20 protein-coding genes are annotated in these 24,208 nt (G+C 37.8%); 8 read left to right on the forward strand and 12 right to left on the reverse strand.

From position 1 onward, the window contains the following. Positions 1–142: 142 nt before the first annotated feature. On the reverse strand, positions 143–1,849 hold the full coding sequence (locus tag CLV48_RS01045; protein ID WP_106565387.1) for an amidohydrolase: 1,707 nt from the start codon (positions 1,847–1,849) through the stop codon (positions 143–145). Positions 1,850–1,935: 86 nt separating this feature from the next. Beyond that, complete coding sequence (locus CLV48_RS01050) at positions 1,936–2,805, reverse strand: TraB/GumN family protein (RefSeq protein ID WP_106565388.1); 870 nt, start codon at positions 2,803–2,805, stop codon at positions 1,936–1,938. 419 nt (positions 2,806–3,224) lie between these two features. Here CLV48_RS01050 and CLV48_RS01055 point away from each other — a divergent pair, with 419 nt between their 5' ends. After that, entirely contained in the window at positions 3,225–4,916 is a 1,692-nt protein-coding gene (locus tag CLV48_RS01055; protein ID WP_106565389.1) for a bifunctional metallophosphatase/5'-nucleotidase, read from the forward strand. Between the two features lie 72 nt (positions 4,917–4,988). Here the strand turns inward: CLV48_RS01055 and CLV48_RS01060 are convergent, their stop codons facing one another. The 3 genes from CLV48_RS01060 to CLV48_RS01070 all read right to left on the reverse strand — a co-directional run bounded on the left by CLV48_RS01060 (position 4,989) and on the right by CLV48_RS01070 (position 6,880). Continuing rightward, entirely contained in the window at positions 4,989–5,792 is an 804-nt protein-coding gene (locus tag CLV48_RS01060) for a universal stress protein (protein WP_106566072.1), read from the reverse strand. Positions 5,793–5,868: 76 nt separating this feature from the next. Then, a complete protein-coding gene (locus CLV48_RS01065; protein ID WP_106565390.1) occupies positions 5,869–6,477 on the reverse strand; it encodes a class I SAM-dependent methyltransferase in 609 nt (202 codons plus the stop codon). A gap of 64 nt (positions 6,478–6,541) precedes the next feature. Next, the gene (locus tag CLV48_RS01070) at positions 6,542–6,880 is read right to left on the reverse strand and encodes an antibiotic biosynthesis monooxygenase family protein (RefSeq protein WP_106565391.1); all 339 of its coding nucleotides are present in this window, start codon (positions 6,878–6,880) and stop codon (positions 6,542–6,544) included. 61 nt (positions 6,881–6,941) lie between these two features. Between CLV48_RS01070 and CLV48_RS01075 the strand changes: the two genes are divergently transcribed. Continuing rightward, positions 6,942–7,982: an acyloxyacyl hydrolase gene (locus CLV48_RS01075; protein WP_106566073.1), complete on the forward strand. Its 1,041-nt coding sequence runs from the start codon at positions 6,942–6,944 to the stop codon at positions 7,980–7,982. A 16-nt stretch (positions 7,983–7,998) separates the two neighbouring features. Here the strand turns inward: CLV48_RS01075 and CLV48_RS01080 are convergent, their stop codons facing one another. The 6 genes from CLV48_RS01080 to CLV48_RS01105 form a co-directional block, all read right to left on the reverse strand. Next, positions 7,999–8,307 carry a rhodanese-like domain-containing protein gene (locus CLV48_RS01080; RefSeq protein ID WP_106565392.1) on the reverse strand — a complete coding sequence of 103 codons (309 nt, stop codon included), beginning with the start codon at positions 8,305–8,307 and terminating at the stop codon, positions 7,999–8,001. A gap of 4 nt (positions 8,308–8,311) precedes the next feature. Further along, on the reverse strand, positions 8,312–10,150 hold the full coding sequence (locus CLV48_RS01085; protein WP_106565393.1) for a T9SS type A sorting domain-containing protein: 1,839 nt from the start codon (positions 10,148–10,150) through the stop codon (positions 8,312–8,314). After that, positions 10,150–10,923: a PASTA domain-containing protein gene (locus tag CLV48_RS01090; RefSeq protein WP_106565394.1), complete on the reverse strand. Its 774-nt coding sequence runs from the start codon at positions 10,921–10,923 to the stop codon at positions 10,150–10,152. Before CLV48_RS01090 ends, CLV48_RS01085 begins: the two co-directional genes overlap by 1 nt. A 167-nt stretch (positions 10,924–11,090) precedes the next feature. Continuing rightward, positions 11,091–14,141 carry a M43 family zinc metalloprotease gene (locus tag CLV48_RS01095; RefSeq protein ID WP_106565395.1) on the reverse strand — a complete coding sequence of 1,017 codons (3,051 nt, stop codon included), beginning with the start codon at positions 14,139–14,141 and terminating at the stop codon, positions 11,091–11,093. A gap of 10 nt (positions 14,142–14,151) precedes the next feature. Beyond that, the gene (locus tag CLV48_RS01100; RefSeq protein WP_106565396.1) at positions 14,152–14,400 is read right to left on the reverse strand and encodes a NifU family protein; all 249 of its coding nucleotides are present in this window, start codon (positions 14,398–14,400) and stop codon (positions 14,152–14,154) included. Positions 14,401–14,410: 10 nt separating this feature from the next. Next, entirely contained in the window at positions 14,411–15,505 is a 1,095-nt protein-coding gene (locus CLV48_RS01105; RefSeq protein ID WP_106565397.1) for an Mrp/NBP35 family ATP-binding protein, read from the reverse strand. A 175-nt stretch (positions 15,506–15,680) separates the two neighbouring features. On the opposite strand from CLV48_RS01105, the gene dnaG reads away from it, so the two are divergent. The 6 genes from dnaG to CLV48_RS01135 all read left to right on the forward strand — a co-directional run bounded on the left by dnaG (position 15,681) and on the right by CLV48_RS01135 (position 23,363). Beyond that, positions 15,681–17,618: a DNA primase gene (dnaG, locus tag CLV48_RS01110; protein ID WP_106565398.1), complete on the forward strand. Its 1,938-nt coding sequence runs from the start codon at positions 15,681–15,683 to the stop codon at positions 17,616–17,618. Positions 17,619–17,700: 82 nt separating this feature from the next. Further along, on the forward strand, positions 17,701–18,918 hold the full coding sequence (locus CLV48_RS01115; RefSeq protein WP_106565399.1) for a bifunctional 3,4-dihydroxy-2-butanone-4-phosphate synthase/GTP cyclohydrolase II: 1,218 nt from the start codon (positions 17,701–17,703) through the stop codon (positions 18,916–18,918). A 105-nt stretch (positions 18,919–19,023) separates the two neighbouring features. Further along, positions 19,024–19,659: a hypothetical protein gene (locus CLV48_RS01120; RefSeq protein ID WP_106566074.1), complete on the forward strand. Its 636-nt coding sequence runs from the start codon at positions 19,024–19,026 to the stop codon at positions 19,657–19,659. A 4-nt stretch (positions 19,660–19,663) separates the two neighbouring features. Continuing rightward, a complete protein-coding gene (gene surE, locus CLV48_RS01125; protein WP_106565400.1) occupies positions 19,664–20,446 on the forward strand; it encodes a 5'/3'-nucleotidase SurE in 783 nt (260 codons plus the stop codon). A gap of 168 nt (positions 20,447–20,614) precedes the next feature. Then, a complete protein-coding gene (locus CLV48_RS01130; RefSeq protein WP_106565401.1) occupies positions 20,615–21,352 on the forward strand; it encodes a hypothetical protein in 738 nt (245 codons plus the stop codon). Between the two features lie 103 nt (positions 21,353–21,455). Continuing rightward, positions 21,456–23,363 (forward strand): ATP-binding protein, encoded by a 1,908-nt coding sequence (locus CLV48_RS01135; RefSeq protein WP_211299875.1) that lies wholly within the window; start codon positions 21,456–21,458, stop codon positions 23,361–23,363. Here the strand turns inward: CLV48_RS01135 and CLV48_RS01140 are convergent. Beyond that, positions 23,311–24,189, reverse strand: a complete 879-nt coding sequence (locus CLV48_RS01140; RefSeq protein WP_106565403.1) for a type 2 periplasmic-binding domain-containing protein — start codon at positions 24,187–24,189, stop codon at positions 23,311–23,313. The genes CLV48_RS01135 and CLV48_RS01140 overlap by 53 nt on opposite strands. Positions 24,190–24,208: the final 19 nt, after the last annotated feature.

Genomic DNA, 24,208 nt, shown 5'->3' on the forward strand with positions numbered 1-24,208 from the left:
GAAAAAATCAAAGCTTCAAAATACAAGCCCAAAAGTTCAAAATCAAAACATTAAGTTTAGAAAGTCAAGTTTTGGAAAAAGTCAATCTTTAAAAATTTAACCTGCCAGGTTTCTGAAACCTGGCAGGTATTCCTAAAATTTATTACTCAGCTTTATATACAATTTTTCCACCCACTACCGTCATGGCCACTTTGGTCTGAAGGATTTCATTTTCCGGAATTTCCATGATGTTTCGTTCAAAAATGGTAAAATCAGCTGCTTTTCCCACTTCTATGGATCCTTTGTAAGCTTCTTCAAACTCTGAAAATGCCCCATCCAAAGTATAGGATTTCAAAGCCTGTTCCCTAGTCATTTTCTGATCCGGTTCATAACCTCCTTCTGGAGTCATTTTTAAGGTTTTTCTGGTCACAGAAGCATAGAATGAAGGGATGGGATCCAAAGGTTCCACCGGGGCATCTGTTCCATTGGAAATTACGGCACCGGATTGTAGTAATTTTTGCCATACATAGGCCCCGTCTTTTATCCTTTTGGCCCCTAATCTGCCAATTGCCCAAGGCCTGTCTGAACTCAAATGGATGGCCTGAATAGCGGCAATTACGCCCATTTCTCCAAATCTGCTGATATCATCGGGATGCAGGTGTTGGGCATGTTCGATCCTAAAGCGGTGATCTGTTACATTTGGGAATTTAGCAAATGCCGCCTCGTAACGGTCCAAAACTTCCCTGTTGGTCCGGTCACCGATGGCATGGGAGCATACCTGAAAACCCAATTCCAAACCTTTTTCCGAAACTTCACTCACCAATGCCATAGGCATGGTCTCATGTCCTCTATGGCCCGGTTTATCTTCGTAGTCCTCCAGCAGCCAAGCACCCCAGGGTCCCAATGCCCCATCCATATTCAGTTTGATGGATCGGACGGTTACCATATGATCTGGATCTATTTTCGGCCCTCTTTTGTACCATTCCTGCAATAAATCAGGCTGGCGGCTACTCAGCATAATGTACATCCTGGAAGTCAGACGACCTTCATTTTTGAATTTTTCTACTAGATCGATCACATCCTGACCGCTTCCGGCATCATGGAAGGAAGTGATTCCCTTTTCAGCAAGTTCCTGTAAAGCCAATTCAAGGGCTTTTTCTCTTCTTTCAGGGGTGTCAACAGGAATCAATTTGCTCACCAGATAGGATGCTCTCTCGACCAGTACTCCTGTAGGATTGCCCAGTTCATCTCTTAGCACTTCCCCGCCTTCTACTACCTGTCTTGGATTTTCACTTCCCAGGGGCGTGATGCCTGCCAATTCCATGGCTTTTTGGTTGACGAAAGAGGCATGTCCTGAGGCATGGGCAAGATAAACTGGATTATTGGGGGTTACCGCACTGAGCTGATCATGGGTTTGGAATCCTTTCACGGTATTATCCGGCATTTTAATCCACTTGTCCTGATGCCAGCCTCTTCCGGTAATCCATTCTCCCGGCTCTGCTTTAGCAGCTGCCTCAGCTACCTTTTCTATCAGTTCATCATAGGTTTGGACGTACATCAGGTCGATTTCCAGTTTGTTGTATCCAATTCCCATCAAGTGGGCATGGGATTCAATAAACCCTGGAGTCATGGTCTTTCCTTTCAGATCGATGACTTCGGTTTGCTTTCCGATATACTCTTTGATTTCTTCTGAGGTTCCGACGGCCAGAATTAAACCGTCCTTTACTGCAACAGCTTCCGCCATAGGATTAATCTCATTTACTGTGTAGATTATCCCATTAATAAATACTTGGTCTGCTGATTTCTTGTTTCCTGAAACACAGGAATAAAAGAACAAACCGAGCAGGATGATAACATTGATATTTTTCATGGATTTTATATTCTGATTCGAAACTAAAAGAATTGAGTTGCTGGTGCAAAACCATTCGTGTAATCAATTCTTTTAGGATTAGGTATTTATTTTATGGCCTCTACATCGTAACCCGCATTCCGTAACAATGCGATTACACCCGTTTCAGATGCTAGATGACCTGAACCCACAGCGATGAATGTGGTTTGCTCTTTCATTAATTCTTCAATAATGGGTATCCAATTTTTATTCCTTTCATCTAATAGGATATCTTGGTAATTCTTAAAAAGATCACTTGATGCTATGATTTGGTACAACTTCTCGATGTCTTCTTCCAGATAAGCATTCACCAAAGTCTTAAACTCTTCAATTCCTTCATTTTCCATAACCATTTTACCCAGATCATTTAATTGCTCTTTAATTGGAATCTGATCAAAAATACCAATCTGGGCTGAAACAGATTCTAAGCCCACTATTGGTGTTTTTTCTTCTTGGGCTTTTTGGATAAAGAACATTTCATAAGAGCTTACCTGCTCACATGGTAACAATTTGGTCATGATCATGCTGGAAAGAACAAATGGTTTCATAATTCCCATTTGTTCAAGACCTACCCCAAATGAAGCTTTTAGAAATTCATCCACCGCAATTTGGTGATCGGGCTCAAATTCATCCTTAATGTTCAAAAAATCTTTATTTACCGATAAGCGTTGCATGTCAATCATAGCATTTGGATCGGTTAGATCTATTTCCAAAGCAATTCTTTTTGAATTTGAAAGTGCGTTTAATACCCTTTCATCCATTTTGAACTGATCTTCACAGATCAGGTGAATCGTTCCAAATAAGTAAGATTCTTTATCCAGACCGTTTCCACTTATTTTCCATAAAAGTGACTTTTCTTCACTTGTCTGTGCAAAAAGTGGTAAAGGTAGATATAAAAAAAGAAGAAAATAATGTAAAATCTTGAGTTGAATTTTCATAAGAATTGAATTAAGATTATAGGCAAATTAGTTATTTTTTATGGAAATGGAAACGATTTGTTGAATTGTCATTTTAGTAAATATGTAGTTCAGTAATGATACCTGTAATCATTATAAATGCGGTTTTTAACCACACCTATATTTATTGATATTGGAAATTCATTCTAATTTACAGGTAAACTCCTTGAAATTCAGTTAATGGTATGATTGCGGATAATCATATCAGTTAACTGCCATTCTCCATTCAGCCTGTAATAAAAGTCACATTAGGAAAACATTAAATCTGTGATATTTGAAACAGTAATTAAATTACCCTAAAACCAGACCTAAATAAAAATCCTCCTTTTTGACAAAGAAGCGTATTTTAAGTTACTGGTTTTCAGTTCTATTTCTCTGCACTTAACCCAATTTAACCAGCAATGAATACATCAAAAAGAGAATTTCTAAAAAAAATTGGAGCCCTGGGGGCAAGCACTGGCTTTTTTGCATCGAATCCGCTCGTGTCCTTGGCAAATTCAGATAATGAAAAAATAGACTTTGGGGCAGAGCCAAAAAAGAAATTTAAAGTAAGTATTTTACAGACAACGGATGTGCATTGTCAGATACATCCTCATGATGAACTCTTTTGGGAAGATGGGCAGGTTGTTTTCCGAAAAGCTGGAGGATATGCCAATTTACATTCTTTTATACAGCAAGAAAGAGCTAAGGCTGAATATTCTTTCCTCATAGATACTGGAGATATGTTTCAGGGCTCTTTGTTATCAGTAAAAACAAAAGGAAAAGCTATAGTACCTATCTTAAACAGTATGGCTTATGACCTATATCTGCCCGGCAATTGGGAAGTGGTATATAATAAAGGTCCAATGCAGGAATTGATGGGTGCTTTATTTGGTAATAAAGTTTGTGCTAACATGTACCATGATCTAGGAGATGGTAAACGTGGAAATTTGATGTTTCCTCCCTATTACATTTGGCAGATTAATGGATTGAAATTAGGATTCATTGGTTACAATGACCATTTGGTTCCAAAAAGACAATCTCCGGGCTATAGTGAAGGCATCATTTTTGCCAAGCCTGAAGAGAACCTAGCCTATTTTGTGGATGTTTTAAAAAATCAGGAGAAATGTGCATTTGTTGCTGTTTTATCCCATACGGGTCTTTCTCAGGAAATAGCACTTTCCAACCATCCTTTCTGTGAAGGAGTAGATTATATTTTGGGTGCTGATACCCATGAAAGGGTTAGAAAACCTATACAGGGAAAGTATGCAAAAGTTGTTCAGCCAGGAGCTTTTGGTTCTTTTTTAGGTAAATTGGAATTGTCATTTGATAATGGCAAGTTAGTAGATGAGCACTATGAACTCCTTGAAATACCTGGAGAAAAAATAAAACCCTCTCCAAGAATTACCAAAGTTATAGAAGAGGTAGAAGCCCCATTTAGAAATGAAATCAACAAAGTGGTTGGCTATAGTACAATTCCTTTGTATAGGTACTTCGTCATTGAAAATCCAATTGATACCATGGTACTTGACGCATTGAATTGGAAAATGCCTGAAATAGATATTGTGCTTTCAAATGGTTTTAGATTCTGTCCCCCACTTACCAGTCGGGATGAAACCGGTAATGTACCAATAACAAGAGGATTTATTTATGATATGTTACCGGTCGATTCTTTGGTCCGTAGGGGAGAAGTCACTGGGCAGCAGCTATGGGACTGGATGGAAGGTGAGCTCAACAATGTATTTGCGTCCGATGCCTCCAAGAGATTTGGAGGTTGGGTCACTAAATTCAAGGGAATGGAAGTCAGGTTCTATGCATTCGGAGAAGAAGGCAAGAGGATTCAGAGCATGACGATCAAGGGTCAAGCTGTGGATAGGAATAAAACCTACTCTATTTCTGCATGCGAACGTGAGGGAGATCCTGCAGATGTAGTTTGCAGGATCAACAACGTGAAAAATGTAAAAACTGCACAATTCAGCTTACATCAGGTCATGTTGGGTTATTTGGCTGAAAACTCACCTGTAACACCTTCCCCAAGAAGCGCAGCCGTTGCTTTGGACGCACCAGCTACATTGCTGACACAAGTTCATGGAGTGGATTATGAGTTTAGATAACTTAAATATTTGAAAAAAGGGTATTGGCTTTGATGTAAAAGACAATACCCTTTTTTATTTTAATGATAACCCTCATTTAATGACCAATAAAGGAACATGAGTATGATAAGCCATTTCCAGACTCTCACTTCGGTTAAATAGGTATTCAAAGAAAGTCTTGTCTTTACAAAACATCACCAACATAGCATCTTCATTTTCATTCAGGTAAGATTGAAGTCCAACTCCGACTTCCTTGGCCGGAATTGTTTTGAAATTCATTTTCAAATTAGGGTGCTCTTCTTTGAGGAATGCTTCAAGCCCTTTGATTTCCATATTTTTTTCGAAGTTATCTTCCACTTTAACATGAAAGAACTCATATGGTAAATTCAAGCCTTCAGTTAGTTCAAATAGCTTTCTAAAGTATTTTTCATCTTCATTTTGAAGCTCTAAACCAACTGAAATTTTTTTGATTTTTTCCCAACTTGCCATTTCAGGAACGGCTAGGATTGGCACTTTGCACTCTTTGATTACATGACCAGTGTTAGAACCCACCAATGCTTTTTTGATCCCGCTGGCGCCTTGTGTACCCATCACTACCAGATTATAATCTTCCCTGTGGGCAAGGGAGGTGGTCACAGAGGCAACTGTACCTTGTAAAAGCTTGTAGTCAACATTTAAACCTTCTTTTTTACCCGACTCAGTAGCTTTTTTTAGCTCATTTTTTGCATCTTCTTCTATTTGCCCCAATATTTCAGTTGACTGTGCTGCGAAGTCATATACTGCATAAATAGCATATAGAAGTGTTATGGATGCTTTTTTCAATTTGGCTATTTTATAGGCCAAATCCAATGCATTATTCGCATTCTCGGAGAAGTCGATGGGGACAAGGATTTTCATGGGTTTTATGGATGTTTTCATTGATGCTATGAAGCTTCAATTTACTCAAGAAAAACCAATTATAACCTGATCTTTATCAGTTTGATGGCTGTTTTTTTCCTATTAATCGGATAACATGCGCCTCTCCAGAATGTCCTTTTCCTTCTTTTAGGAGGATCGGACCGTCAAATTCATATTGCCAATTCAGGTTAGGAAAACTGGATTTGAGTTCCTCTAGTGAATAAAGCATTTCAAGATTCTTGGGTCCGCCTGATTGAAAGTTCAATTGGGGCTTTCCAAAGCCTTCCAAAATCAACAGACCATTTTCTTTCAATGCCAGCACAAATCTTTGATGAACTTTATCCCGTATTGTTAAAGGCAAATGAAAATAGATCATTGCAATGACATCAAAACTCTTGGCTTCAGGAAGATAATCCTCAACATTACATACATGGTATTTTATGTGCAGATTCGCTTTTTCTGCCTTTTCCAAGGTGTGTTTTTGAGCAATTTGACTTTGATCCAAAGCTGTCACTTCCCATCCATTTGAAGCAGCGAAAAAGGCATTTCTTCCTTCACCTTCACCTGGCAATAGTATTTTGCCTTTCTTTAGTTTATACAATTGATCCTTAAGAAATTCATTAGGTAGTTCTCCATACAGATCAGGCGAACTTGAGAATTTTTCATCCCAAAACTTACTATCCATTGACTTGTAATTATTTTTTACAAAGCAAATAAAAAGTCTAAACCCGCCCCATAACAAAAGTCACTTATCCTCCGGGTATTTCAAATTCCGATTGAAATTCATAATCCCTTTCAACCAAACAAACTCTTGTTTTAAAGAATTTGTACCAAAGGGATTTACCTTTCTCTTGGGCTATTTGGTGCTCTGCATCCATTTTCCATTTTTTGATAGCTGCTAAACTGGTCCAATAACTGACTGTGATTCCAAGGCCCTCTCTGGCTGATTCATGACCTAAATAACCTTCCTGAAGTTGTGCCAGTTCAACCATACGGTTCGCAGTATCAAGGTAATCTTCTTTTATTTCTGTACGTATACTGGTAAATATGACAGCATAGTAAGGTGGATTAGGAGTTTTAGCGATCATAATATGCTTGAAAATGTGGAATGAAAAGAAGAAATCTGAATCAAAATTATCCTTTAAGTTAGTGAAAAAGTTGGTTATTATTTACTGTTCTTTTTTTCTAATTTCTAACACTTTTGGGCAAGAAATCAAAAGATTTGGGCTGGATTCAGGTTATGGATTCATTATCAGTCATTCCCAGGCACTTAAGCCATTATCTCAAAGTAATCCGATCGGAGTATCCCTACATTACCAAAGAATGAACCTGTCCCAGAAAAGCTGGAATGCATGTAATTGTTTTCATTATTTGGGGCTTCAATTAAGTTACCATAATTTTCAAAATCCTGAGGTACTAGGATATGCAGTAAGTATTACGGGTACCTTTGAACCAATCCTTTGGCAAAAAAAATCTAGGACATTCAGTATGGTGACTGGGCTTGGCCCCAGCTTTTTGTCCAAAGTATATGATGAGGCCAACAATCCTGATAACATTTTTTTCAGCACTCCTATTAGTTTTCTTTTGTTTTTGAGTCCTAAACTGGAATATACCTTAAAAGATAATCTTGGACTACACTTGGCATTTGCATATAATCATATTTCCAATGGTGGTCAAAGTCAACCTAATAAAGGAATGAATTACCCTATGCTTGGGCTGGGATTATCCCATTTTTTTATTAAATCACCTTTCCCCGTTTATGGTAAAGAATCCATTTCACAAGATTGGACTTTTTATTTGGAGACAGGGCTTTCTACCAGAGAAGGGGAGGAGGGAAGAGCGCCTAATTTCTCTGTTGCTTTGGCATTAAAGAAACCCTTAAGCAATATTAATGGCATTGGAGCGGGCATAGAAATTAACAAAGACTATTCTTTGGAAGTAGAAAAAAACAGGTGGGAAGCCTTGATGCCAGCTCCATTTATTTCCCACCATTTTTTATTTGGAAAATTTGATTTTAATCAGAGAATGGCATGGTACACCAATAAGCCCGATAACTATCATGATTTTAGATTTTATCAGAGATATGTTTTGAGCTATTTACTTACCCGGCACTTAACCCTTGGAGTAGGACTTAAGGCACATGGGCATGTAGCAGAGCACATGGATCTAAGATTTGGATGGAGTTTTTAAATAAAAAAAAGGAGGCTTAATCCTCCTCTTCCATTTGTCTATAAGCCAAAATACCTCCAAGGAGATTTCGGACTTTTGTAAAGCCTTTGGTCTCCAGAAATTTTTTAGCATTCCCACTTCTGGAACCTGATCTGCATTGAAGCACTATTTCTTTGTCTTTATATGCCTCCAGTTCATCGAGTTCATAAGGAAGTTGACCTAAGGGGATATTGATCGCACCTAGGTTATCTTCTTCATATTCCCATTCTTCCCGTACATCAATGAAGACAAAATCTTCTTTATTCTGAAGCTTTTCTCTAAGTTCTGATACGTTTATATCTTCCATATTTTTATTTTACAAGTATGCGGATTGATTTTTGTTCTTCTCCTTTTCGGATATTAAGGAGGTATATTCCTCTTTGAAGTCCTGCAAAGTTAATCATTTTACTTTCATCTTTTCCCATTTCAACTGGAAGATTGAGAGCCCTGCCATAAGGATCCAATACTGTAAAATCATCCATTTCTCCTTCCAAAATCAACCAATCCGTAACCGGATTAGGATAAACTTTAAATCCAGCATTAGTTTCAATTTGTTCCTCGACTATTGGATTTTCGGTCAAATGGACTCTTATCATTAAAGAACCTTTAACAATATTGTTTTGCTGCCAACTTCCAGAAACATTAAAAAACACCTCACTACCATTATCATATGTTTTGTCCAGCCCCACATAAATAAAATCATTGGTGAACTGCATAAAACCTACGAAGAATGTATCATCTACCCTTACATTTTCCTCCAGTTCAAAATAAGCAAAATCATTCAAGTTATCTTTTTCTGGTATAAATATTTCCTTGGTATAGACTGGTTGATTGCTTAAGTTATTCCAAATCATCAGATCTACAATAGAGTTGAACTGATTGAAATTGGTAAAATTAATACTGATGCCTTTGACATAGGCAGGTTCAGAAACTTCAAACCTGTTGGCCAACATCCCATTTCTCTGGTTGATTCCGGCTGAGTAGTCTACTAATCCATCATCATAAGCAAAAAAATCCCGTATAGGAACGATTGTTTTTACAGTATCATTAACTCTTAAATCAACATTTCTGAATATGACACTGTCACCATTGATTACTTGGAATAGGAAACGGTCTCCAGAACTGATATAAGTAATAAGTTCAAGATCAGACTCTTGGGGCGGTAGGGGAATTGTGCCGAAATTATTGCTTGTAAAGCGCCTTCTTTCATTAGCCAACGGGACAGGATTAAATGGTGTGTTATCATTGATCCTCCTTATGGTAGCACCTGTAGTAAGATTTTTGAGAACCACGCTGTATTCCATAGCGCGAAACCTGTTTTCCAGATTTTTAAATTCATTAGAAATATTCTGCCAAATGTTAGGAGGGCTCCTTCTCAGTTCTGCCAAAGGGATCGCAGTATATTTGCCAAATGGCCTGCTGTTGGTCTGGGTTAATGCCCTATCGGGAACGAAAAGATTATTTGAATTCCTGTTTTTATTGAGATAAATATAATCCAATAACCATGAATCAAATGGACCTGAAGATCTTCCACTTACCTGGAACCTGAATTGGAAATTTTCGTGGTGAAAAGATTCAGATACTTGTATGATTTCTTGTGTAAAAAATAACTGCTCTGCTGTCAGATCTCCGGACACTGTCCACACTTGTTCCCAGATACCATTCTTATTTAGAAAAAATAATGTTAAATCATCATTGAAATCAGGCATCTCTGCTTTACCGCCTGGCTGCCAATGAAAACTCAAGAATACTGTATTTGATTCTTGAGGACTCAGGTTAGATAGGTTTATTGGTTGAGAAGTAATCCTGTCATTGAGGCCTTGCTGCACTAGTACATTGGAATATGGTCTCCCTCTTTCATCCACTCCGTCCATAAGTAAAACTCCTAAACTAGGTGGAGCATTGCCTATGGTAAATGATTGGGTAGCTCCTTCATTTATCCATTTTTTTGAATCGATCCCTGACTTAGAAAAATCATCCCAAAAAGGAAGTGGAAGTGATTCCTGCATCAACCTTTCTGAGATATTTCCTGTTTCTTGGAAATGTTTTTGTGGCGTTGGCAAAACTTGGAATTGCCCAAAAGAAACTTCTGGCAAAGCCCAAAATACACCAACCAAAAAAAATAAAAATATGACTTTTGTATTATGCATTAAAAACGGGAAATGTTTTTTATGTCTGAAATCCAGATATCAATAGGTTCTCCGGTTTTTACCTCAGCCCCTGGTGGTGGAATCTGCCTTAGAATTAAACCTGCTGGCACGGAATCTGTCTCAATATAATTGATTCTTCCCAGTCTCAAACCTGAGCCTAAAATAAGAAATTCTGCATCAACTTCATCCATTCCAATGAGATTTGGAACATCCAATATCTGATTTCCTAACCCATCGCCTACCACCAGGTCAATTTGTGAACCTTTTGGGATTTCAAATCCTTCAGGAATGTTCCTACCTCTATAACGCTGTTCTAAAACTACATTGATTCCTATATCTGGAACATAAATGATTTCTCCTCTTACCAATCCCATGTTTCCAAGTGTTTCCTGCGCATTTTTCAACAATGTATTTACAAGGTTTGGCATTCGGACAATTGGTGCATTCTGGGAATTCAAGGTAACATATATTTTTCTTCCCTGCTTTACTTTACTACCAGCCCTTGGATTTTGCTTTAAAACAGATAATGGTTTTAATTCTGCATTATATCCACTGTCCAGCGTCACCTCAAACTGCAAATCCCTTGCACCTAGGTAAGCTTCCAATTGATTATATTCGAATCCTTCCAGATCAGGGACACTCACTGTTTGACCATGATTGGTATAAATGGGAAGAAATATTTTTAAAAATAAGAAAGATAAAATAAGGATGGCAGCAAAAACCAAAACCAAATGTGTGATTATTTTTTTGGCGGAAATTTTAATTTCGCTCATATTGAATTTGTTTTTTTATTGCTTCAACGTATAAAGGTATGATTAATTTGATTTGCAAACTTAATACTTTCATCAGACTGCAACCAAACTGCTATTTATTTTAAAAAAAAATATACCGGAATTAAAAAAAGTAATTCCGGTACATAGAATTTAACTTTTAACCAATACTAATACAGAATCAACTTTCTTGTCTCTGTAATAGATTGACTGGTTATTCTTACAACAAACAGGCCTTTTGAGAAATTTTCAGCGCTGAAGGTGTAGGTTTGATTCAAAGTATTTGGATAATCTACATCATGAACAAGTGCCCCTGTAGCGGAAATTATCTGAATATTGACTGTCTCAAATCTTGGTAAATTGAACACAATATTGAACAAACCATTAGCAGGGTTTGGATAAATTCTGGTATTTCCAAGGCCAGGATCAACCGGTTCTGGATTAGCAGACAAGAACAGTTCTACATTGTTAAGGTAAACAGGATCAATATTTTCATTGGCCCCCTCAAGAACAAATGCAACCCGGACCATTGCCCTGTTTCTACCTGCAAATGCTGTTAAGTTTACGTAATCTCTTTGGTATTCTGAAGGATTATTTGGATTTACCTGACCATTTGGAACAGTGATAAGGTCACTACCTGATTTGCTGAAAACCTGCTGATAGGTAAGTCCTCCATCAGAACTTGCCAATACTCTTAAGGTAGTCCCAGGGGAAATAGTGCCACCGGCAGCCCTATCAAAGAATAATGCGGCCTGACTACTAGATGTCAGATCAAACATTGGTGAACCTAACCAATAGGTGTTGTTTTCAGTCCCTGTTATCAACCTAACTACATTTTGGGAAACTCCAGTTTGTAGAGGAGATAATTCCCAAGAAGTTCCATTTGTTTGTGGATTAATACTAACCCAAGGACTAAGACTGAAAGTATTGTTGAAATTTTGCCTCCAAGGAGAACGAATAAGTTCCTGATTAATGATAAAATATCTGTCAAGGTTAATATCGGGCCTCGGGTTTTGGTCAAAATTTGGGAATTCTAAGCGGTAAGTTAACCTATTACTTCCATTGCTAGAGGAGGACCTTGGAAGGTTGATTAAAGTACTGTCCCCCGGCAATAAATTTTGGCCTCTTGCCAAAAATGATTGTTGAGGGGCATTGTTGGAACTCCTTCTGAATACAAATCCAGATATAGCCAAATTCCCTGTATTCACCAACATGATAGACTCTTGGTCGTGATTTCCAGTAGAAATAGGGGTTGGTTTGATAAGTTCAGTCAACTTAAGATCATATCGGAATGTTTCTTGTGGAAATATTTCTATGTCCTTTAGATAAATGTTATTTCCAAAGCCATTCCTAGAAATGAATGCCAACCTTACTGACCCAAACTCCGCAAATTTGGACAGGTTTACAATTTCTCTCCTGAATTGATCCTCCCTTGATGGAATAAATTCATTTAAGGTAGGTTCAGAAGTTTGAAGAAATACCCTGTCCTTACTATATGGCGCATTTACTATTTCAAAGGTGTTTCCGCAATCAGTTGAAATGGCCACATAGAGGAAATCTCCAAAACCTTGGATATTGTATGGAGCATATGCCATTTTAAACGATAGCTGAGCATTTGGGAATGCTGACAGGTTGATTTGTGGAGATATCAAAAAATCAAGTTGGCCACTTGCATCATATTCATAATGCTGAATCCGTATGACTTCTTGGGAAGTTCCGCTAATATTCAATGCTACTTTTTCCCAAGTAAGACTGTTGTCAGGGTTGTCCACCACCCATTCATTACCAAAAGAATCCATTCTAAAACTATAAGGCAGTGTTATTTGTGCCTGAAGTACAGGATTAGAACTGACAGTATTATTTGTTGGATTTCCGTCTGCTGTCTGATTGACTTCAACAATATTGACTACAAAATTATTATTGGTATTATTTAGAGTAATAGGGTTGAATCTTACAATTTGAGTATCACCTGTTCCCAGATCCAAAGTCAAGTTGAGCCTTTGAAGCAGGGCTCCATTATTTCTGATTTCAATAGCAGCAGAACTGATACGGTTGTTACCAGCATTGAAAACCTGAACCTCAGGAACAGTCTGAACATCACAGATGAAGTTCTGCGGATTGATCAACCTTTCAATGCCAAGGTCATTAGCAACTAATATAGGTTCCCTAGTGGCACGGTTATTTACCAATGAAGCTCGGCGAGGGCTATTTTCCAAGACTATCTGCATCCTTTCTGTCTGCCCAATAGTAAATAGGTTCATACAGATGTCAGTTGTATAATCCATGTAGTTTTCGACCATATCCCTGCTTCCGCAAGTTACCCTTGGTGTAGAACGACAAATATTATTGGGACCATCCTGATTAGGAGTGTCGTTTACAAAGTCATCTACGTTACAATCTCCATCCCCCCAAATATGTCTAAGTCCAAGGAAATGTCCCACCTCATGGGTTAGGGTTCTTCCTCTTGAACCTGCTACTGCAGAACCTCCTTGACCAAAATAGCGGTAATCTACAGTTACACCATCCGTTTCTCTAGAGCTGGCGGGAAAATTAAGACCCGGTAAATTTGAAACTGGGAAACTTGCATAACCGATAAAGGGAGAAACCAACGGTACAACCCAAATATTTAGATACTCCTCCGGAGGCCAAAGTGCAATTTGTCCCAAAAGACTTGCATCATTGGGATCATAAGTGTTTTTTGGCCCCTGCACCCTGTTGATACCATCAGTAGGGAGGCCCCTTGGGTCCTGTTTAGCAAGTACAAATTCGATTTGTGTATCTGCTGCTACAGATTGGAATTCCGCTGGAGTTTGATTGATGTCTGGGTTAGTCCTTCTGAAATCCTCGTTCAGTGTTCGGATTTGTGATTGGATCTGAGATAGTGGAATATTGACTCCGACTCCGATTGCCGTTCCAGTATGAATCACATGGACAACCACTGGAATTACCTTAACAGATTCCTCTGTCCTGAATTGTGCAGCGGGCTTGGATCTTAGTTCTTTTACTTTTCCCTGCATCCATGATTCAAAATATTCTTTGCTTCCATAAATGCCCAACTGTTCTTCCTGCATCTGTTCAAGATGCGTAGCAGCACATTTTTCATCATGTATATGCTGGAAAGTCTTTCCAAAGAAATTTTGTGAAAAAATGTGGGAAACCGATAAAAAGAACAATAGGGGTATTAAAAAACATACCCTCTTTTGGAAAGTAAAATTTCTCATGCTAATCAATTTATACTACAGCGACATTCACGGCTTCCACTTTGATGATTTCAGGCACATCCCTTTTAATAGCTTCTTCCACTCCAGCCTTTAAAGTCATCGTTGACATTGGACAAGAACTGCATGTACCTGTCAGTTCAAGTTTTAAAACCATATCTGAAGTTACTTCTACAATTTTTACATTGCCTCCATCAGCTTCTAAATAAGGCCTTATGTTATTTAAAGCCCTTTCAATTCTATCTATTAACTCCATTTCCATGTTCTTTCTATCAAATATTTACCTGAACCACTTCTGTTTTGCTCATTGCTGCATTTCTAATGGCCACTTGTCTCGCAACATTTTCAGCCAATAATGAAAATGCTTCTTGAGTGATACCAGACTTTAAAACTGCCGGATAACCTGTATCACCACTTTCCCTGATACTTTGCACAATTGGAATTTCTCCTAAAAAGGGAACTCCGAATTTCTCTGCTAACCTCTGCCCCCCTTCTTTGCCAAATAAGTAATATTTATTGTTTGGCAATTCTTCCGGAGTAAAATAAGCCATATTTTCCACAACACCTAGAACAGGTACGTTAATTTGTGGCTGCTTAAACATACTGAGTCCTTTTGTCGCATCTGCAAGGGCAACCTTCTGTGGGGTTGTTACAATTACTGCTCCTGTCACCGGGACTGTTTGAACCATAGTGAGATGGATATCTGAGGTACCGGGAGGCAGGTCAATTAACAAATAATCCAACTCTCCCCAATTAACATCCCTTATAAATTGCTTAAGTGCTGAACTGGCCATAGGGCCTCTCCAAACTACAGCAGCATCAGCAGGAGTCAGAAATCCTATAGACATCAGCTTTACGCCATACTGTTCAATGGGTTCTATCACATTTTTTCCATCCAATTGTCTTACAGCTGGCTGTTCCCCTTCCACATTAAACATAGTGGGAATTGAAGGTCCTGAAATATCAGCATCAATCAGACCTACTTTTGCCCCAGATTTTGCCAAGGCTACTGCTAGGTTGCTGGATGTAGTAGATTTGCCCACTCCTCCTTTTCCAGAAGCAATGGCAATTATATTTTTGACTTTAGGCAACATAGGCGCATTGTCCCTTGCTGTTGTCACATTAGATGTCATAAAGATATCCAACTCAATATCCGAACCCAATTCCTCTTCTAATGCTTCAACACAATTGTTTTTTATAACTTCCTTCAAGGGACAGGCTGGTGTTGTCAGGACAACTTTGAAGCTGATTTTATTTCCTTCTATCTGTAGCCCTTGAATCATTCCCAAACTCACCAAGTCCTTTTTAAGATCTGGGTCATCAACTCTGGAAAGGGCTTTCAATACTATTTCTTTACTTATTGACATATCTCTGGATTATTGCCCGCAATTTAGTTTATAAATATTCTAAATAAAAAGGGCATTTTAAAGATAATAGTTTCCCAAAATTTAGAAACTTGCAATTAGGGTAAATAGTTTCGATAACCCTTTCCAAAGAAATATACTTCAATACTTTTATATTTGAGACTTGATGTGATTGATTATGGTTATAAGCAGAGCGACAACCGAGAAAGTAAGAGATAGGGCCGATATTGAAGAAATTGTAAGTGATTATGTTCCGCTGAAGAAAAAAGGTCAAAATTTATGGGCGTGTTGTCCTTTCCATAATGAAAAATCACCTTCATTTTCTGTCTCACCGGCCAAGCAGATATATAAATGTTTTGGATGTGGCAAAGCCGGTGATCCAATTCAGTTTGTGATGGATATTGAAGGTATCGGCTTTAATGAAGCGATTAGACAATTGGCTAAGAAATACGGGATAGAAATTGAGGAAGAGAAAAATGTAACTCCTGAAGAACTTCAAGCCTACAATGAAAGAGAGAGTTTATACATTGTATTAAATTATGCCAAGGATTTTTTTGTAAATAATCTGGATACAGAAGAAGGGAAGTCCATCGGTCTTAGTTACTTCAAAGAAAGGGGATTTGATAGGCAAACAATTGAAAAGTTTGACTTAGGATATGCCTTGGATGGCTGGGACCACCTTCTTCAGTCAGCAAAGAAAGCAGGCCATTCTGAAGAATTATTGTTGAAATCAGGATTAATTCTTCAAAAGGAAGGTGATGCTTCGCGTTATTATGATAGGTTCCGGGGGAGAGTGACATTTACCATCCATAACCTTTCTGGAAAAGCCATTGGTTTTGGTGCCAGAATTCTTACTCAAGATAAAAAGCAACCAAAATATATCAACTCTCCTGAGACAGAAGTTTATCATAAGAGTGATATACTTTATGGGATTTTTCAGGCCAAAAAATCAATAAGAGAAAAGGATAATTGTTACTTGGTAGAGGGATACACAGATGTCATTTCCCTTCATTTGGCCGGGATTGAAAATGTGGTGGCCTCTTCAGGTACCTCTCTAACAGAAAATCAAATCAAACTGATCAAAAGGTTTACGGATAATATTACCGTATTGTATGATGGTGATGCCGCTGGTATCCGGGCTTCTTTGAGGGGTATTGATATGATTTTGGAGGGAGGACTTAATGTAAAGGCTGTTGTTTTTCCAGAAGGTGAAGACCCTGACAGTTATGCTCGAAAGGTTGGTTCTTCAGCTTTCCAATCTTATTTAGAAAATAATTCCCAGGATTTTATCTCGTTTAAAATTAGTCTTTTTGCCGAAGAGGCTGCCAAGGATCCCATCAAACAGGCAGATTTGGTTAAGCAAGTTGTTGCAAGCATTGGAAAAATCCCGGACCCTATCATTCGGACAGTCTACATCCAGCAATCAGCACGCCTGTTGCATATGGAAGAAGAAATCATCCAGGCGGAGCTTAATAAAATTTTCTTAAAGGAACAAAAAGACCTGTTTTTTAAAGAGCAAAGGGATCAGGAGGCCAGTTTTATAGAAGACCTTTTGCCAACAAAGGAACAACCTACAACCAATTCCAAACTGATAGAAATACAGGAAAGGGAAATGTTGAGGCTCTTGGTCAATTATGGATTTGAGATGGTCTCTGAGGAACTCCATGTTTGTCAATATTTACTTCAGGAAACAGGGGATCTGAACTTTCATATCCCTGTTTATGAAAGGATTCTTAATATTTACAAAGAAGCACTTTCGGAGGGGATTCTTCCTCAACCAGAATATTTCCTTTCACATTCGGACCCAGAAGTAAAGAAGGAGGTAATCAATTTGATTACAAGAAAATATGAACTCTCTAACCTATGGGAAAGTCGTTTTCAGATTTTTACACATCATGAAGCGGATGATTTGGCCAAAACGGTATATGATAGTATTCTCCATTTGAAAAAAAGAGTGCTGAAAAAATTGTTGGAAGAGGCAAAAGTCAAAATAAAAGAAGCTGAAGAGGAAAAAGCCGATGAAAGTATCATTACTGAAAGATTGTCCATTTACATGGAATTGAAAAAATACCAGGTAGAAATAGATAAGCAGCTCGGAATTGTAATCAGTTATTAAACCAAACTTTCAACTGTTTTTTACTGTTTTCCTCAATAAAGGATGTAATTTTACCTCGACTAAACCCAAGTATTGAAATAAAATGTCAAATGAAATTAAGTTGGATTCCATTGAGGATGCCATTGAAGCCATAAAAAAAGGTGAGGTAATTATAGTAGTGGACGATGAAGACCGTGAAAATGAAGGGGATTTTATTTGTGCTGCGGAAATGGTAACACCTGAAATTATCAACTTCATGGCAACACATGGCCGAGGCCTTATCTGTGCACCTCTCATTGAGGATCGCTGTGAACAACTGGGTTTGGAGCTCATGGTTGGACAAAATACTGCGGCTTATGAAACCCCATTTACAGTTTCTGTGGATTTGATAGGTCACGGTTGTACGACCGGAATTTCTGCCAGTGATAGGGCAAAAACCATCAGGGCATTAATTGATGATAGTATACATCCAGATGAATTGGGCAAGCCTGGGCATATTTTTCCTCTTAAGGCTAAGAGGGGAGGAGTGCTCCGTAGGGCTGGACATACAGAAGCTGCTATTGATTTTGCCAGGCAGGCAGGCCTATCCCCTGCAGGTGTATTAGTGGAAATCATGAATGAAGACGGTACTATGGCACGGCTACCTGATCTGGTAAAAGTAGCAGAAAGGTTTCAGTTAAAGTTGGTTTCAATTAAGGACCTCATTGCCTACAGACTTAAAAATGAATCGCTGATCAAAAGAGAAATCGGTGTAGAGATGCCTACCTCTTGGGGTAATTTTGACCTGATTGCCTTTAAACAAACCAATACCGATGACATCCATATGGCTTTGATCAAAGGAACTTGGGAAAAAGATGAGCCTGTAATGGTAAGGGTACATTCTTCATGCGTAACAGGGGATATTTTCGGTTCTTGTAGGTGTGATTGTGGACCCCAGTTACACAAAGCCATGGAAATGGTAGAAAAAGAAGGAAAAGGAGTGGTCCTATACATGAATCAGGAAGGAAGAGGTATTGGTTTGATCAATAAACTCAAGGCCTATAAGCTTCAGGAACAGGGTTTGGATACCGTTCAGGCCAACCTTGCATTAGGCCTTCCTATGGATAAGCGTGATTATGGAGTAGGAGCACAGATTATCAGAGACCTTGGTATTTCCAAGATCAGGTTGATTTCTAATAATCCAACCAAACGTGTTGGATTAATTGGGTATGGACTGGAAATTGTAGAGCAGATTCCTATTGAAATAGCTCCCAATCCCCATAATGAAAATTACCTTAAAACCAAGCGGGATAAAATGGGGCATTCCATTTTGAAAAAATAAAAGCCCCTAGGATAAAGGAGATGGAAAATCAATTATCTTAGATTCAAATCAACAAAAAAAAAGAATTCACGTTATCATGAGGAGAGTTAAACAGTAGAACTTATGATGTACAGGGTATTTGTTTCCATATTGACGACTTTCCTGAGCCTTTCTTCTGTTTTGGCTCAAGGAAATCAATTTCCGTCTCAGGTTTGGCACCAAGGTCAGATCATAACAATGAACGGTCAGGTTTATCGTGGTCTGGTGAAATATGATTTAGAAAATAATCTTGTTCAACTACAGGATAATGGAATAACCACATTTGGATCCTCCAATGTTTCCCAGTTTGAAATTTTTGATGAAGTATATGGAGGTATTAGGTCATTTTACACTTTACCTTATTCAATGGCGGGTGATTACGATACCCCTATGTTTTTTGAGATTTTGACGGAGGGAGATGAAATAGTCCTTTTGTGTAGAGAACAAATCGTCATTGATAATAGAGGAATGGGAATGTATGGACCTATGGCGATGAATCCTTTATGGGGGCCTCCTATTGGTGGTATTTACAAACTGGCTTTCAATTATTATTTCATCAAAGACGGGAAGCTTCAAAAGTACTCCTTAAAGAAAAAAGAACTTCTGGATATCTTGGGAGATAGAGCTGACGAAATAAACCTTTTTATGAGGAAGAACAGACTTTCCCATGATAAAAGGGGTGATTTACTACGAATCACTGCCTACTACAATCAGATAAAATAATTTTATGGCAAAAAAACCATTGATTTTGGTGTCCAATGATGATGGGATCACCTCAAAAGGTATTAGGGTTTTGGTTAATATCATGAAGCAGTTGGGTGAAGTAGTAGTGGTTGCACCAGACAGCCCTCAGTCAGGTATGGGGCATGCTATTACTATTGGGGAGACCCTCCGCCTCTATGAAGAGGATATTTTTGAGGATGTTTTGGCATTCAAATCAAGTGGTACACCTGCAGATTGTGTGAAATTGGCTAAGCACTATGTTTTGAAAGACAGAAGGCCTGATTTGGTGGTCTCTGGAATAAATCATGGAAGCAACACTTCCATTTCAGTTTTATATTCAGGAACAATGTCCGCAGCTATCGAGGGCGCTTTAGAGGGACTTCCATCAATTGGCTTTAGTCTTTGCGATTACTCTTCCAAAGCTGACTTCAGCCATGTGGAAGAATATGTATTCAAAATTTCCCAACAAGTATTGAATAATGGGATTGCCAAAGGTGTTGCACTTAATGTGAATTTTCCGCCAAAAAGGAATGAAGCTATAAAAGGGGTAAAGGTCTGCCGTCAGGCCCATGCCAAATGGCAGGAAGAATTCTCTGAACGGTACGATCCCAATGGCAGGAAATATTTCTGGATGGCCGGCAATTTTGTAAATTTTGACAAAGGAGAAGATAATGATGAATGGGCAATAGCCAATAATTATATTTCAATTGTTCCCTGCCAATATGACTTGACAGCCCATCATGCAATTACCCAAATCAATGAAGACTGGGATTGGTCATCTCTATAAAAAATAAATCTTTGAATAAGCTTAATTGAACCTGATTAAATCTCAGGTTTTTTTAATTTTACAAAGAAAAATTTTAAAATAATTTGTATATTTTTTTAGTTTTTGATTAGATTTATCCATCGATTTTGACTTTATAATCTGGTGATTAACAAATTTTTAACAGAATTCATGGGGAAATTAATTTATTTTACTTTGATATGCTTTTTACTGCATGCTTGTTTTATTGAACAAGAGAATGGGGATGCAATTGAGCTGTCAAAAGAAATTTTGGAATTTCCGATTTTGAAATCTGGCCCTAATCCTGTGGATTATTTAATTGTATTTCCCGAATATCAGATGACGTTTCGAAATGACCTAGTAGGAAGTACAAGACTGAGGATAAATGAAGTGAATAATATATTGAGCAAACACCGTTTGGACCCTGAAATTGTTGATCACGTTTATGCTCTTGCTTGGTCTGACTTTTCCGGTGGAATCAAACCGGACAGATTACCAGATTTTTTTACTGGTCAAAAGGTTAGTTACATTAAACAGGATCGAAAAAGTGAACCTGGATCTCTTCCCAAATTATATAAAACTCATGATGAAGAGGGGCCTATTCTAAGCACACAAATGTTGCCTTGGAGTGTTTCAAGGTTTGGAAATCTATTCCCATTTATGGTTTCTGCTTTGGAACATGGATACAGATTTGATTCTTTTTCAAATTTGGGAAATACGGTCAAACATTCCGAATCTTTAGTAAATATCAAGTCCAAAGGGATCAATAATAAGCGTTTGAATTACTCAGAAATTTCCAAGCCTGATCACCATACTACGGGTAATAGGGGATTGTGCGAAATGGAGAGAGATGGCCACGTTTTGAATCATTCCTTTCATGATAATCATTATTTTATAGCGTTTAATTAATAAATTACATTTAGATATTTTTTTAAAAAGTATTATGTTTCGAGTTTTGTTTTTTTTGAATTGCTTAGTTTTAAGTCAATTGGTTGTCTATGGCCAATCTGACATGGAATTAGACAGCCTAAAATTTCAAATAGAAGCCCCTGAATCAAGAAGCAAGGTAGAGGTTCTGAACAGGCTTTCATTTTTATTAAGAGAACAGAATATCACAGAATCCTATGAATATGCAACCTTCGCTGAGCAATTGGCTATTTCTGAAGGCGATAGTATTAACCTTGGAAGGGCTAAAGCCAATTTGGGTTGGATTTTTTATCGTACAGGTGTTTGGGATAAAGCTTTCCGGTATTCAAGAGATGCATTTCTGATCAGTTTCAGGATTAAGGACAAGCAAGGAATGGCAATGTCTTTAAACAATTTGGGGGTGATTTATTACAAACAAAAAAACTACCAGGAAGCGATAAAAAAGTTTAGGGAGGCATATCAAATCGGGTTTGAAATTGAAGACCCTTATGTCATCATAAGAAGTTTCAATAATCTGGCGCTAAACTTTTTGGCAACTAATGAATTGGATTCTGCTTATAATTATGCATATCGTGCTCTTGAAATAAATGATAAGTATAACTCAGTTTACTATAACAGTTTTATTTATCGGGTAATAGGAGATATACAGGCTGCCAAAGGGTCAATTGATGATGCGTTGGCAACATATGATTTTGCCCTGCTGACAGATACCCATCACAGGTTGGAATCATTTGAAGCTTCAATACTGAATCGAAAAGGTAAGGCTTACAGGTTGTTGGGGCAATTTGAAATGGCTGCAGAATATTTGGAAAAGAGCAAGGAAATTTCAATAATCAAAAACTACCAGGAAGAGTTGGCCAATAGCTATAAGAATTTGGCATTGACTTATGAGGCATTGAACAAATTGGACCTGGCTTTTCATAATCAAATGGCTTATAATAAGCTGAGTGAATTATTGGAAGAAAAGGTCAATAAGGACCGGTTAGCTTTGATTTCTGCCATGTTTGAAGTAGAGAAGACAGATGCCGAATTAAGATACCTTCGCGCTGAAAATGATTTCAAAGAACTGCAAATCAAAAGTTTTAAAACTTATAACAACATTTATGTTTTCGGGACTTTGATATTGGGAATCCTTTTTATATGGTTGTTTGCTTTACATAAGAAAACCAAATCTATCAATTTAGCGCTGGTGATCAACCAAAACAAAGTCAACCAGCAAAAAGAGGAATTGGAAAAACAATCAAAAGATTTGGAAAGGTCTAATAAGTTAAAGAATAGGTTATTTTCTATCCTTGGCCATGATCTCAAAGCACCTGTAGCCCAATTACAGGGAGTCCTTGGACTTATGAATGATAATTCCTTAAGTAGGGAAGAGTTTAATGAGATTTCCTATGTATTGAAGAGGAATGTTGATGGTCTGTTTGTTACTTTAGATAATATTCTTAGTTGGTCGCGTGCCCAAATGGATGGTTTTAAGCTACATTTGAGGCCAACCTCCTGTTTATCAACAATAAACCAATGTATTGAATTGCTACAACAACATGCATCAGGTAAGGGGCTTGAATTCAATGTAAATGTGGGAAAAGAAACTAAAGTTTGGGTTGACCATGATCTTTTTCAAATTATTCTTAGGAACCTAATCAGCAATGCCATTAAATACTCCAAAAAAAATTCTTTTATAGATGTTTTTGCTTTGGAGGAAGAGGATTGTGTAATAATAAAAGTCAAGGATTATGGCATGGGTATGTCTAAGGAGATGCTAGATCAGATTAGAAACCAGAAATTCTCACTCATGGAATCCAGTAAGGGAACAGACAATGAAAGAGGTACAGGACTTGGAGTAAACCTTTGTAAAGAATTTACCAATATGATGGGAGGCACCATTCATTTTGAAAGCGCCCGCAACATTGGGACTACTGTAACTTTGAAATTCAGAAAAGTTATGTTGGTAGAAGATTCACAAGAGATTCATCCACGAAAATATTTGGTTTAATTTCTACATTCTTGATGATTTGGAGTTTTTGTAGGGTTTCAATTACCTTTTTCAAATCCGTAGAATTCATATTATTGTCTTCTGCCCAGTAAACACTTCTCATCCATGCTGCAATATCATCCTTTCCAATACCATAAAATTCACTGATTTTCCTTCCTGCCTCTGGCTCGGTTTTCAATAGCCTCGCTTCTTTATAAACCAGATCCCTTATTCTTCTGATTGTTTCACTTTTTGTGTTTAAAGCGTTCTCAGAAGCTGCCATCACAAAGCATGGCCATGGAGTAGGTATTTCACTTATTCTTTTAAATAATCCTTGATCAACCAAAGGTTTGGTTGTGAATTTTTCCCATAAAAATAACTTTGGTTCAGGATTTTCAAATGATTTTTTGGCACCTTCAAGGTTACCAATTTCTTCAAATTTGATTTGATTGGGTTTCCAGCCTTCTCTCTCAGCCAATAGGAACGCCATAAGGTGAGAACCTGATCCAAACCTACTGATCAAAAATGTTTGATTTTTTAATTCTGAGAGCTGATCGATTAGGCAAAGAGATGAGGTGTGTATTCCCCAGGTCAATGGACTTTTTACATACCAGCCAATAATTTTTCCAGGATTCCCCTCAATTTTGTCCTTAATAAAACTTTCTGTAAGGATAAGTGCAATGTCCACTTCACCATTGCGGAGGGCTTTATTCATTGCTCCTGAACCTTTTGACTCGTTGTGCCATACCAACTCAATGCCTTCATTCAGAAGAGGCTGCCTTTCAATTAATTTTATCCATGGAAAATTAAAATGTTCAGGCACTCCTACAATGTTGATCTTATTCATATTCTCTCCTTTATCAAAC

Source organism: Cecembia rubra (assembly GCF_003014575.1).
Lineage (GTDB): Bacteria > Bacteroidota > Bacteroidia > Cytophagales > Cyclobacteriaceae > Cecembia_A > Cecembia_A rubra.

Excerpts from the sequence above, each read along its gene's own strand:
- CLV48_RS01045 (WP_106565387.1), bottom strand. The coding sequence starts at position 1,849 with ATGAAAAATATCAATGTTATCATCCTGCTCGGTTTGTTCTTTTATTCC.
- CLV48_RS01100 (WP_106565396.1), bottom strand. The coding sequence starts at position 14,400 with ATGGAAATGGAGTTAATAGATAGAATTGAAAGGGCTTTAAATAACATA.
- dnaG (WP_106565398.1), top strand. The coding sequence starts at position 15,681 with ATGGTTATAAGCAGAGCGACAACCGAGAAAGTAAGAGATAGGGCCGAT.
- CLV48_RS01130 (WP_106565401.1), top strand. The coding sequence starts at position 20,615 with ATGGGGAAATTAATTTATTTTACTTTGATATGCTTTTTACTGCATGCT.
- CLV48_RS01090 (WP_106565394.1), bottom strand. The coding sequence starts at position 10,923 with ATGAGCGAAATTAAAATTTCCGCCAAAAAAATAATCACACATTTGGTT.
- CLV48_RS01065 (WP_106565390.1), bottom strand. The coding sequence starts at position 6,477 with ATGGATAGTAAGTTTTGGGATGAAAAATTCTCAAGTTCGCCTGATCTG.
- CLV48_RS01055 (WP_106565389.1), top strand. The coding sequence starts at position 3,225 with ATGAATACATCAAAAAGAGAATTTCTAAAAAAAATTGGAGCCCTGGGG.
- CLV48_RS01105 (WP_106565397.1), bottom strand. The coding sequence starts at position 15,505 with ATGTCAATAAGTAAAGAAATAGTATTGAAAGCCCTTTCCAGAGTTGAT.
- CLV48_RS01060 (WP_106566072.1), bottom strand. The coding sequence starts at position 5,792 with ATGAAAATCCTTGTCCCCATCGACTTCTCCGAGAATGCGAATAATGCA.
- CLV48_RS01135 (WP_211299875.1), top strand. The coding sequence starts at position 21,456 with ATGGAATTAGACAGCCTAAAATTTCAAATAGAAGCCCCTGAATCAAGA.
- CLV48_RS01115 (WP_106565399.1), top strand. The coding sequence starts at position 17,701 with ATGTCAAATGAAATTAAGTTGGATTCCATTGAGGATGCCATTGAAGCC.
- CLV48_RS01080 (WP_106565392.1), bottom strand. The coding sequence starts at position 8,307 with ATGGAAGATATAAACGTATCAGAACTTAGAGAAAAGCTTCAGAATAAA.
- CLV48_RS01140 (WP_106565403.1), bottom strand. The coding sequence starts at position 24,189 with ATGAATAAGATCAACATTGTAGGAGTGCCTGAACATTTTAATTTTCCA.
- CLV48_RS01050 (WP_106565388.1), bottom strand. The coding sequence starts at position 2,805 with ATGAAAATTCAACTCAAGATTTTACATTATTTTCTTCTTTTTTTATAT.
- CLV48_RS01120 (WP_106566074.1), top strand. The coding sequence starts at position 19,024 with ATGTACAGGGTATTTGTTTCCATATTGACGACTTTCCTGAGCCTTTCT.
- surE (WP_106565400.1), top strand. The coding sequence starts at position 19,664 with ATGGCAAAAAAACCATTGATTTTGGTGTCCAATGATGATGGGATCACC.
- CLV48_RS01070 (WP_106565391.1), bottom strand. The coding sequence starts at position 6,880 with ATGATCGCTAAAACTCCTAATCCACCTTACTATGCTGTCATATTTACC.
- CLV48_RS01085 (WP_106565393.1), bottom strand. The coding sequence starts at position 10,150 with ATGCATAATACAAAAGTCATATTTTTATTTTTTTTGGTTGGTGTATTT.
- CLV48_RS01095 (WP_106565395.1), bottom strand. The coding sequence starts at position 14,141 with ATGAGAAATTTTACTTTCCAAAAGAGGGTATGTTTTTTAATACCCCTA.